The sequence below is a fragment of the Pseudomonas fragi genome (assembly GCF_002269505.1).
Classification (GTDB): Bacteria; Pseudomonadota; Gammaproteobacteria; order Pseudomonadales; family Pseudomonadaceae; genus Aquipseudomonas; species Aquipseudomonas fragi_D.
Genome location: NZ_NQKQ01000045.1, coordinates 1 through 10,673, shown reverse-complemented (window position 1 = coordinate 10,673; position 10,673 = coordinate 1). Strand labels below are relative to the sequence as shown.

The following is a 10,673-nucleotide window of genomic DNA, read 5'->3' as shown; positions in this document are numbered from 1 at the left end:
ATGAAAGAAGCCCGGAGAAGGCCGAACGCAGGTGCTGTTATGGGGGTGGCGCGGCAGGACGCCGCGCCAGCCGCGATGGGCCAAGGATGGCCCGTCGCGGCGTGCCCCCATAACAGTGCCGGAGTGAGGGCACCGGCGAGCCTAGGCGAGGCGGCCGTATGGCAGGGCAAGGCCTTTTTGCTTACTTTTGTGGCTGTTTGACAAAAGTGAGCCGCCGTAAGGGCGGAACCCGTAGAGAGCCGTGATGCATCGAATGGATATGTACCCGGTGGTTTTAACGGGTGTACCGCGTACATATCCGGCATTTGCGCCTAACTGAAATTATGGTTTCGCCCTTACGGCGAGTCCCTTTTGTCAAACAGCCACAAAAGGAACCAAAAAGGCCTTGCCCCTGGCGTACGGCCTTCGCTGCGCTCAAGTTCCCTCCTTCCGGTCCCGCTCCGTGGGCACGCCGCCACGGGCCATCCATGGCCCATGGCGGCTCTCCCGGCATCCATGCCGGTCGACCCACTGCGCAGAACCTCCACTCGGCCTGCCGATGGGGCAGGTAGATCAAAATCAAAAGCCAGATCAAAAGCTAGATCAAAAGCCTCCGAGGCGGCCGACCGGCCGGTTTGGATGAGAGATTTGCGAACAACAGGAGGGCTTGATCGGCAACAGCGTTTCTACAGAGGCATTTGTCTGCCCCAAGTCACAGCAAACGCTAATCCCTCTTATTTCAATTCACCTTCCCTGCTAGACTTTACGCCCTCGATTTTGCTCACTGATCTGGACGCTTGATGCCTTCGTTGCCTCTTCGCCTGTCTCTGCTGCTAGTGGCCCTGGGCCTTGGCGGCTGTGATGATGCCCCGCGCTTTACCAAACCCGAGCCCGGCGAAGCCCGCTCCGGCGGGGCGACTACGGTGCGTAAAAGTGATCACAACGCCTTTTCCATGCCCTCTGCCAACCTTTCGCCTACCCGGCGGCTGGATTTCAGTGTCGGCAACAGTTTTTTCCGCAGCCCCTGGGTCATAGCCCCGTCCACCACAACCGCGCGTGATGGCCTGGGCCCGCTGTTCAACACCAACGCCTGCCAGAACTGCCACATCAAGGATGGCCGCGGCCACCCGCCCGCCCCCGGGGCCAAAAACTCGGTGTCGATGCTGGTCCGCCTGTCGATCCCCAACGACCCGACTTACGCCACGCTGATTGAGCAGGCAGGCATCGTGCCCGAGCCAGTCTATGGCGGCCAGTTGCAGGACATGTCGGTTCCCGGCGTAGCCCCCGAGGGCAAGGTGCGAGTTGATTACGAACCTGTGACCGTGCGTTTCAAGGACGGCACTGAAGTCGAGCTGCGCAAGCCCACGCTGCAAATCACCCAGTTGGGCTATGGCCCGATGCATCCTGACACCCGCTTCTCCGCGCGCATCGCGCCGCCGATGATCGGCCTGGGGCTGCTCGAAGCGATCCCCAACGAAGCGATCCTGGCCAATGCCGATGCCCAGCGCAAAACCGCTGGCGGCGTGGCCGGACGCCCGAACTGGGTGTGGGACGACGCGCAACAAAAGACTGTTTTGGGCCGTTTTGGCTGGAAAGCCGGGCAACCGAACCTCAATCAACAAAATGTTCACGCCTTTTCTGGTGATATGGGCCTCACGACTTCCCTGAGACCCTTCGATGACTGCACCAAGGCCCAAACTGCCTGCCTCGAGGCGCCCAACGGCAATGGCCCGGATGGCGAACCCGAGGTCAGTGACAACATTCTGCGCCTTGTCGAGTTCTATACCCGCAACCTGGCCGTGCCCGCCCGACGCGATGTCGGCGCGCCCCAGGTGCTGGCCGGTAAAAACCTGTTCTATCAGGCAGGCTGCAGCGCCTGTCACACACCGACATTCACGACATCGGCCAGCGCTGCCGAGCCCGAACTGGCCAATCAGGTCATTCACCCGTACAGCGACCTGCTGCTGCACGACATGGGCCCGGGCCTTGCCGATAACCGCACCGAGTTCGCCGCCAGCGGCCGCGACTGGCGCACGCCACCGTTGTGGGGCATTGGTTTGACCCAGGCAGTGAGTGGTCATACTCAGTTTTTGCACGATGGACGTGCCCGCAACCTGCTTGAAGCCGTGCTGTGGCATGGCGGCGAAGCCGAACCCGCCAGGCAGCAAGTTTTACGTTTTAATGCCGAGCAGCGCGCTGCGTTGCTGGCGTTCCTGAACTCTCTTTAACGCCTTACAAGATCGGGGACCCCGACATGTTTCGACCCAAGCTTTTGTTCACCAGCCTTGCCGCCATCGCCCTGGCTGCCTGCTCGCCACAAGACCCGCAGGCCGTCACTTCGGCAGCCATCGCCAAACAAGTGATCCTGCCGACCTACAGCCGCTGGGTTGAAGCCGATCGCCAACTGGCAGTCAGTGCTCTGGCCTATTGCCAGGGCAAGGAAACCCTCGATACGGCCCGCGCCGACTTCCTGCATGCACAAAAAGCCTGGGCCGAGCTGCAACCGCTGCTGATCGGGCCTTTGGCCGAAGGCAATCGTTCGTGGCAGGTACAGTTCTGGCCGGACAAAAAAAACCTGGTCGGCCGTCAGGTCGAGCAACTGGTGGTTGCCCAGCCGCAAATCGATGCCGCTGCACTGGCCAAGTCCAGCGTTGTGGTGCAAGGCCTGTCTGCTTACGAATACATTCTGTTCGACAGCAACATCAACCTGGCTGACGATGCGCAAAAAGCCCGTTACTGCCCGCTGCTGACCGCCATCGGCGAACGTCAGAAACAACTGGCCGAAGAAATCCTCGCCAGTTGGAACAGCACTGACGGCATGCTCGCGCAAATGAGCAAGTTCCCCAACCAGCGCTATGCCGACTCCCACGAAGCCATCGCTGACGTGCTGCGTGTGCAGGTCACCGCACTCGATACCCTGAAGAAAAAACTCGGCACGCCAATGGGCCGCCAGAGCAAGGGCATCCCGCAACCGTTCCAGGCTGATGCATGGCGCAGCGAGTCGTCACTCAAGAGCCTGGCCGCCAGCCTGGCCGCAGCCCAGACCGTTTGGGCCGGTGTCGACAACAAGGGCTTGCGCAGCCTGCTGCCCGCCGAACAAAAACCGCTGGCAGACAAGATCGACGCGGCCTACGCCACCTCGCTCAAGCTGTTCAATGACAACCAGCGCACGCTAAATGAGCTGCTGGCAGACGATGCTGGCCGCGCCCAGCTGAACGCTATCTATGACAGCCTGAACGTGGTTCACCGCCTGCACGAAGGTGAACTGGCCAAGGCTCTGGGCATCCAGCTGGGCTTTAACGCCAACGACGGCGATTGATGAAGGAAGGTTCGATGATGCGCAGGCAAGCACTCAAGCTTGGTGGTTTACTGCTCAGTGCAATCACGCTGGGCGGTTGGTCGCTGTTTAAACAAAAAGGCCAAAGCCCGCTGCTGCTGAGTGCCCGCGACGATGCAGACGGCAATCACTTTGCCGTGGGCTATCGACTCGATGGCACTCAGGTGTTCAGCACCCGGGTCGGCCAGCGCTGCCATGACATCATCAACCACCCGACGCTGCCCATCGCCTTGTTCGTGGCCCGGCGCCCCGGCACCGAAAGCTACCTGGTCAGCCTGACCGACGGGCAGTTGCTGCAAACCCTGACCTCCCTGCCCAACCGGCATTTTTATGGTCATGCAGTGATCCATAAAGACGGCGAGTGGTTGTACACCACTGAAAACGACACCACTGATCCGGGCCGTGGCTTGCTGGGGGTTTATCGCTTTGAGGGCGAACGTCTGGTTCACAGCGGCGAAATCCCCACCCACGGCGTGGGCCCGCATCAGGTGTCGTGGATGCCTGACGGTGAAACATTGGTCGTGGCAAACGGCGGAATTCGTACCGAAGCCGAAAGCCGGGTCGAGATGAACCTCAATGCGATGGAGCCCAGCCTGGTGCTGATGCAACGGGACGGCACCCTGCTCAGCAAGGAAACCCTGACCCAGCAAATGAACAGTGTGCGCCACTTGGGCATCGCCAGTGACGGCACCATCGTCGCCTGCCAGCAATTTATGGGTGATGCCCACGAGTTGTCGGAACTGTTGGCCATCAAGCGTCCCGGCCAGCCATTTGCGCCCTTTCCGGTGGCCGAGCCACAACTGCGCGCCATGGGCCATTACACGGCCAGTGTCGCGGTGCACAGTGAATTGCGGCTGGTTGCGCTGACCGCACCCAGGGGGAACCGTTTTTTTGTCTGGGACCTGGACAGCGGCGCCTTGCGACTGGATGCGCCATTGCCTGACTGTGCGGGGGTGGGTGCGGTGAAAGATGGTTTTGTAGTGACGTCCGGCCAGGGCCGTTGCCGCTTCTACGATTGCCGTCAGAACGACCTGGTTGCCAAGCCTCTGGATCTGCCATCAGGGCTATGGGACAACCATTTGCATATCATGTAGAGCTGCACAAACCCCTGTAGTCGCTGCCGAAGGAACGAGGCTGCGTCCGGCTGCGCAGCAGTCGTAAAACCATTCGGCTTCGATGTTTCTGATACCCCGTGCCACCGGCTTTACGACTGCTGCGCAGCCGGACGTAGCCTCGCACGGCTCGTCAACGACTACATGGGTTATTACTTCTTCAGCCCCTGGCTCATGCCAAACATGAACAGCAGCAAATCATGGTCGGGTCGGGTTGCTACCGCCGCTTTAACCACCCGCGGCAACGGGCAATGAGCCCCTATTTGGGGGCCACTCAACACTTGAGTCACAGGCTGCTCCCAAGCTGCAAACGCCACGCCAGCAACGGCCAGAGCGCCCAGTAGAAACAAACTTCGTGCTATTTCTCGCCTCATCACCGTAAACCTTTGATAGCGCTGCCAAACACTGTCTTATAAAAATAGATCAGTCTGTCCCACTCTGTGGCACTCCACGACGAATGGCGGCGCAATTGCTTAAGATCGTGAGAAGCGGCTTTTTGGGCCGTCAGGCGTTGCCGACTTTTTTCCAGGTCCAGCAAAGCCACATCAATTTCTGCCCCTTCGCCCTGCCCCGTCACCCGTACAAACACATGTTTTGCGTACAGGCAGCCATGCTGCCAACGGCCCAGATGCATGCGTGCCAAGGTATGACCTATCGCTTCAAGCACACGGTCATGTACCGCTTCACCGTGACGCTCGCGCTCACCTGCGGCGTACCAGTTATCGATCTCGACAAAGCCCTCCAGGCCCACGGTCACCAGCAATGCACGCCATTGTTTGTCTGTTGCTTGTTGCGCCCCGCAATACACCAGTTCCGGCACACCCACCGACAAAGCGCTCAAGGCCAGCAACGCATCCTGTTCACGCAAAACCGTCGGGCGACCCAGCGGGTAACGCCAACTGCGGTAGGTATGCCCCACTTGTCGTTTGACGTAGAGCAAGCGCCCATTACTATCATGAATCCGTTGTACACCACTCTCACCCCCGCGACGCTGGTTGGGCTCTTCAACCCATTCGCCTTGCTGATTCCAGTAAAACTCGAATGGGTCTTCAGTCGCAGAGGGGGATTGCGGTACAAAATCAACGGTCATGAGTTATCTCTTTCGTAATACGTAAACCCGCCACATCGCGTAGAGCGGAATAAAGTCCAAATGGTCCTGAACGGTGAAACCTGCCTTTTTGAATTCCGCCTCCACTGTAGCAGCAGGTAACACAAAACGGTTTTGGTAACCGAATTGTTCTGCCTCTGCAGCGCGCTGACGCTCAAGACGCTTGCGTTTCCAGGCCTTGAAATTGCCATCTACCCACAACGAAATAATCACACTGTCGCGGCTGACACGATGAAGCTCCCGCAATAGAGCCATCCGGTGGCTTGCATCGCCAATGTGGTGCAACAAGCGCATACAGAAAACACTGTCAACCGAGTTATCAGGCAAATCTATTTCAAAAGCTGACGTCTGCAAGCGCCGTACCCGTTTCACCACCTCAGGCGATTGCGCCAAAGATGCCACCTCCAGCATCGACGCCGAGTTGTCGGCACCGATGATTTCGCGGCCTGGCATTTGTGCCAGCAACGGCCAGAAACGGCCTGCACCACAAGGCAAATCGAGAACGACCTGAGGTTCGCCTGCCAGGTGCAAGGCGCGGCGCGCCAATTGCTCATCGCGCTTGTGCGACAAGCGTCGGGCCAGGCCATCCTGGTGCTTGATCAGGTATTGCGTAGCGTGCTGCTGGTCGTACTTTTCAGAAAACTTGAGTTTGATAATCGGGTTCATAAAGGTGCTCCTGAAGCATATGAGCACTACCTTAATCAGCCGAACGTGTGCACCAGGTCATCATCAGGTGAAAATTCCGTCAGACCATTCGCACAAACATTTCAAGGTTTTACAGGGCGTAAATACTGGCGTAGGGCCACTTGCCCGTAGACTTTCGGAGGGAGCGGCCTGCAGAGTGCAGGCCGCTGGAGGGGTTTCAAACGTCGGCCGGGCCAAGCTCGACGTGAAAACGGCAGCCGTTGGGCTCCATGGTGGTCAGAGTGACGCGCCAGCCCTGGCTATCGCAGATACGCTGCACCAGTGACAGGCCCAACCCGAGACCTTCACCGCGTTTTTCGCTGCCGCGCACAAATGGCTGAAACATTGCCTGGCGCTTTTCTTCGGGAATACCGACGCCGCTGTCTTCCACCACAAAACCGCTGGGTTCCAGAGTCAGCCGGATAAACCCGCTGTCGGTGTAATGCAGCGCATTGCGCAGCAAGTTGCCCATAACGGCATGCAGAAAAGTGGCGTTATAGCGGGTATCCAGCGGATTGCCGGGTTCGTAGATCAGCTCAAGGCCCTTTGCCTCTATCGGCTCGCGCCACAGGCTGATCAGGCCTTCGGCCACAGTGGTCAGGGTCACCGTTGGCGACATGCTGGCATCTTCGTGCTGGGCACGGGCCAGCATCAGGAAGGTTTGCACCAGTTCGCGCATTTCCTCACAGGCGCGGGAAATACGCTCGACCTGCGAGCGACTGCGCTGATCCAGTGAGGGGCTTTCCAGCAACAGCTCGCAGGAACTGGCCAACACCATCAGCGGAGTACGTAACTCGTGACTTACATCACTGGTGAACAAACGTTCGCGCGTCAGGGTATCGCGCAAGCGACCCAGAGTGGCATCGAACGCCACTGCCAGCTCGCCCACTTCATCAGCCGCATAATCCGGGGCCAATGGCGGTGCCAGCCCCAATAACTGATCGCGATGGCGAACCTGGCGCGCCAGACGGATAACCGGAGCCATCACCCGCCGGGCCAGGGTCCAGCCCAAAAAGACCGCCAGCGCCAGTGCGAGCACGAAACCGACGGCAACCACGGCAAACAGTACCCGCTCACGCTCTTCAAAATCGCTCTGGTCTTGCAACAGGACATAGCGCCGGCCATCGACCACTTCCACCATCGCGTGATACGACAGTTGGTCACGAAAGACTTCATGAAAGCCCGGGTCGAGGTGACGCAGATCCTTGGGCAGGGCAAAGTCGCCACGCCCGCCACTGAAATAAAACAGCTGGCTCGGCTTGGGGCGATGGTTCCACTCCGCGCCGTTGTCCATCAGCAACAGGCGCTGCAAATCCCCACCCAGCCCTGCCGATATGAGTTTCTCTTCGACCAGATGCACGGTGGCAATAATGCCCACAGCGAATGTGCCTGCCACCAGCGCACTCATCAATGCAAAAGCGATGATGATCCGCTGGGAAAGACTTTGCCTAAACTCCATCACGAACCTCGGCGAGGCGATAGCCCACGCCATGTACGGTGTGCAACAGAGGCTTGTCGAACGGTTTGTCGATGACCTGGCGCAATTGATGGACGTGGCTGCGCAGGCTGTCGCTGTCCGGGCAATCGTCGCCCCACAGGGCTTCTTCCAGCACTTCGCGGCGCAACACGTGGGGGCTTTTCTGCATCAGTACCGCCAGCAGTTTCAAGCCCACCGGGTTGAGTTTGAGCAGACGGCCTTCACGGGTCACTTCCAGGGTATCGAGGTCGTAGCGCAACTCGCCGACCTGCAACTCGCGGCGCCCGCCACCCTGGGCGCGACGCAAAACTGCCTCGATGCGGGCGGCCAGTTCCGACAGGGCAAAGGGTTTTAGCAAATAGTCATCGGCACCTGACTTGAAACCTTGCAGGCGGTCGTCCAGCTGATCGCGGGCAGTCAGCATGATCACCGGCGTATCGCGCCGGGCATCTTCGCGCAGGCGCTTGCACAGGGTGTAGCCGTCGATGCCGGGCAACATGATATCGAGCACAATCAGGTCGTAATGCTCGGTGGCCGCCAGGTGCAGGCCCGACAAACCATCCTGCGCGCAATCAACGGTATAGCCCTTGAGACCCAGGTAGTCGGCAAGGTTGGCGAGGATATCGCGGTTGTCTTCAACCAATAGAATTCGCATGGGCACTCTCTCCGTTCACAGTTACGGCCGTCTTGGCCCGCGCAGCTTAAGGCCAACAACAGCGCAGGGCCAGCACCACAGGGCGCTCAGACAATTTAGTTATAGCTCTCACAGAAATGACATTTTTTTTACTATCGGTTCACAAACTCAATACAGTGGCGCGCGCACACTCCCGCTCCCCCGAAATAAAGCCTCCCGCGTTCCCGCGTTTAAGGAAAAACAAACAATGCGTCTGTTGCACACCGCGCCTATGCGCTACCTCCTATTGTTGACTGGCTGTTGGCTGGCGACCTTTTTGATTACCCGAGGCGTCCTGCTGGTCACCCACCTGGGAGAAGCCGGCAACAACTGGCTGCCGGTGTTCGGGATCGGTCTGCTCTACGACCTCGGTTTCCTGACCTATGCCGCAGTGCCCCTGGGCCTTTATCTGCTGCTGTGTCCGCCTGCGCTGTGGCGTCGACGTGGCCATCAATGGTTTCTGCAAGGCCTGCTGACCGTCAGCCTGTTTGCCATGCTGTTCACCGCCGTAGCCGAGTGGCTGTTCTGGGACGAGTTCGGTGTGCGCTTCAACTTTATTGCCGTGGACTATCTGGTCTACTCCGATGAAGTACTGAATAACGTGATGGAGTCCTACCCGATCGGCATCCTGCTCAGCGCTATCGCCCTCGCGGCCATTGTGCTCAGCCTTGCACTGCGCAAGCCGTTCAACGCGGCCATGAAAGCCCCGCTGCCATCCTTTGGCGGTCGTCTGGCGACCTTCGCCGGCCTGTTGCTGGTTGCTGGCCTGAGCCTGCAACTGCTCGACCAGGACGGTCCGCGTGGCCAGGGCGGCAACGCCTATCAGCATGAACTGGCAAGCAACGGCCCATACCAGTTCTTCGCTGCATTCCGTAACAATGAACTGGACTACCAGCAGTTTTACGCCAGCCTGCCCACCGACGTGGTGGCCAGTCAGCTGCGTACCGAACTGACCGAACCCAACGCCACCTTTGTTGGCCAGGACCCGCTGGATATCCGCCGCAATATCGACAACCCCGGTACTGTGCGCCAACCCAATATCGTGCTGGTGACCATCGAAAGCCTCAGCGCCAAGTACCTGGGCAGCAACGGTGATGGCCGCAACCTGACGCCGAACCTGGATCAGTTGCGCAAAGAGAGCCTGTACTTCAACAATTTCTACGCCACCGGCACCCGCACCGACCGCGGCCTGGAAGCCATTACCCTGGCTATTCCGCCGACGCCGGGGCGCTCCATCGTCAAGCGTATCGGTCGTGAAAGCGGCTTTGCCAGCCTCGGCCAGCAGCTCAATGGCGTGGGCTATGACAGCGTGTTCGTCTATGGCGGGCGCGGTTACTTCGACAATATGAACGCCTTCTTCAGCGGCAACGGTTACCGCGTTGTCGACCAAAGCAGCGTGAATGAAGCCGATATCCATTTCAAAAATGCCTGGGGCATGGCTGACGAAGACCTGTACCGCGAAACCCTGAAACTGGCCGATGCCAATTACGCACAACAAAAGCCGTTTTTGCTGCAGTTGATGACCACTTCCAACCACCGCCCTTACACCTACCCTGAAGGCCGGATCGACATCAAGTCGGGCAATGGTCGCGACGGCGCGGTTAAATACACTGACTACGCCATCGGCCAATTCCTTAACGATGCGCGTAAAAAACCCTGGTTCGATAACACGATCTTCGTCTTCGTGGCTGATCACACGGCAGGCAGTGCCGGCAAGGAAGACTTGCCGATCACCAACTACCAGATCCCGCTGTTTATCTATGCGCCCAAGCTGATCGAAGCCCGTGAAAACTCGCAACTGGCCAGCCAGATCGACCTGGCGCCGACCTTGCTCGGTTTGTTGAACCTGGACTACCAGTCGACTTTCTTTGGCCGCAACCTGTTGCAGGACAACCCGCTACCGCCACGGGTAGTGGTGGGTAACTACCAGCATCTGGGTTTGTTTGACGGCAAAGACCTGGCCATTCTCAGCCCGCGTCAGGGGCTGCGCCGCCATGATGATGCACTGAGCACCAGTATTGAATCGCGGGTACCGGCGACCGATCCATTGATTGAACGGGCGATTGCCTATTACCAAGGCGCCAGTCATGGTTACAAGCAGCAGTTGTTGGGCTGGAAGCCGGCGCAGGTCGAAGCAGGGCAGGTTTCGCAACGGTAATTGCCTTGCGACCCTCACCCTGGCACTCTCCCAAAGGGAGAGGGCCAGGGTGAGGGGCTTTTAATAGATGTCTAGTCCTGAAATAGGTTTACACCAATTTCAGTCTCAAAACGCCCGATGCACCGCATCGGGCGTTTTGTATTTC

The 10,673-nt window shown here is 58.9% G+C and carries 9 protein-coding genes; 4 read left to right on the top strand and 5 right to left on the bottom strand.

Annotation, left to right across the window (positions count from 1 at the left end):
* Positions 1 to 779 precede the first annotated feature (779 nt).
* From CJU81_RS23225 to CJU81_RS23215, 3 genes are read left to right on the top strand one after another with little or no spacing between them, the layout of a single operon-like run.
* Positions 780 to 2,207: a di-heme oxidoreductase family protein gene (locus CJU81_RS23225; protein WP_095038410.1), complete on the top strand. Its 1,428-nt coding sequence runs from the start codon at positions 780 to 782 to the stop codon at positions 2,205 to 2,207.
* 26 nt (positions 2,208 to 2,233) lie between these two features.
* Positions 2,234 to 3,298: an imelysin family protein gene (locus CJU81_RS23220; RefSeq protein ID WP_095038409.1), complete on the top strand. Its 1,065-nt coding sequence runs from the start codon at positions 2,234 to 2,236 to the stop codon at positions 3,296 to 3,298.
* 14 nt (positions 3,299 to 3,312) lie between these two features.
* A complete protein-coding gene (locus CJU81_RS23215) occupies positions 3,313 to 4,410 on the top strand; it encodes a DUF1513 domain-containing protein (protein ID WP_095038408.1) in 1,098 nt (365 codons plus the stop codon).
* A gap of 170 nt (positions 4,411 to 4,580) precedes the next feature.
* Here CJU81_RS23215 and CJU81_RS24315 read toward each other — a convergent pair whose 3' ends face one another.
* The 5 genes from CJU81_RS24315 to colR form a co-directional block, all read right to left on the bottom strand.
* On the bottom strand, positions 4,581 to 4,802 hold the full coding sequence (locus tag CJU81_RS24315; protein WP_095031264.1) for a hypothetical protein: 222 nt from the start codon (positions 4,800 to 4,802) through the stop codon (positions 4,581 to 4,583).
* Positions 4,802 to 5,518: a lipopolysaccharide kinase InaA family protein gene (locus tag CJU81_RS23205; RefSeq protein WP_095038407.1), complete on the bottom strand. Its 717-nt coding sequence runs from the start codon at positions 5,516 to 5,518 to the stop codon at positions 4,802 to 4,804. Before CJU81_RS23205 ends, CJU81_RS24315 begins: the two co-directional genes overlap by 1 nt.
* A 3-nt stretch (positions 5,519 to 5,521) precedes the next feature.
* Complete coding sequence (locus tag CJU81_RS23200) at positions 5,522 to 6,202, bottom strand: class I SAM-dependent methyltransferase (protein ID WP_095038406.1); 681 nt, start codon at positions 6,200 to 6,202, stop codon at positions 5,522 to 5,524.
* 196 nt (positions 6,203 to 6,398) lie between these two features.
* Entirely contained in the window at positions 6,399 to 7,679 is a 1,281-nt protein-coding gene (locus CJU81_RS23195; RefSeq protein WP_095038405.1) for a sensor histidine kinase, read from the bottom strand.
* Positions 7,669 to 8,352 carry a two-component system response regulator ColR gene (gene colR, locus CJU81_RS23190; RefSeq protein WP_016779797.1) on the bottom strand — a complete coding sequence of 228 codons (684 nt, stop codon included), beginning with the start codon at positions 8,350 to 8,352 and terminating at the stop codon, positions 7,669 to 7,671. Before colR ends, CJU81_RS23195 begins: the two co-directional genes overlap by 11 nt.
* Before the next feature lie 226 nt (positions 8,353 to 8,578).
* Here colR and CJU81_RS23185 point away from each other — a divergent pair, with 226 nt between their 5' ends.
* Positions 8,579 to 10,528: an LTA synthase family protein gene (locus CJU81_RS23185; protein ID WP_095038404.1), complete on the top strand. Its 1,950-nt coding sequence runs from the start codon at positions 8,579 to 8,581 to the stop codon at positions 10,526 to 10,528.
* Positions 10,529 to 10,673: the final 145 nt, after the last annotated feature.

Bases quoted from the DNA above. Each gene is read 5' to 3' on its own strand.
- CJU81_RS23225 (WP_095038410.1), top strand. From the start codon at position 780: ATGCCTTCGTTGCCTCTTCGCCTGTCTCTGCTGCTAGTGGCCCTGGGC.
- CJU81_RS23220 (WP_095038409.1), top strand. From the start codon at position 2,234: ATGTTTCGACCCAAGCTTTTGTTCACCAGCCTTGCCGCCATCGCCCTG.
- CJU81_RS23215 (WP_095038408.1), top strand. From the start codon at position 3,313: ATGATGCGCAGGCAAGCACTCAAGCTTGGTGGTTTACTGCTCAGTGCA.
- CJU81_RS24315 (WP_095031264.1), bottom strand. From the start codon at position 4,802: ATGAGGCGAGAAATAGCACGAAGTTTGTTTCTACTGGGCGCTCTGGCC.
- CJU81_RS23205 (WP_095038407.1), bottom strand. From the start codon at position 5,518: ATGACCGTTGATTTTGTACCGCAATCCCCCTCTGCGACTGAAGACCCA.
- CJU81_RS23200 (WP_095038406.1), bottom strand. From the start codon at position 6,202: ATGAACCCGATTATCAAACTCAAGTTTTCTGAAAAGTACGACCAGCAG.
- CJU81_RS23195 (WP_095038405.1), bottom strand. From the start codon at position 7,679: ATGGAGTTTAGGCAAAGTCTTTCCCAGCGGATCATCATCGCTTTTGCA.
- colR (WP_016779797.1), bottom strand. From the start codon at position 8,352: ATGCGAATTCTATTGGTTGAAGACAACCGCGATATCCTCGCCAACCTT.
- CJU81_RS23185 (WP_095038404.1), top strand. From the start codon at position 8,579: ATGCGTCTGTTGCACACCGCGCCTATGCGCTACCTCCTATTGTTGACT.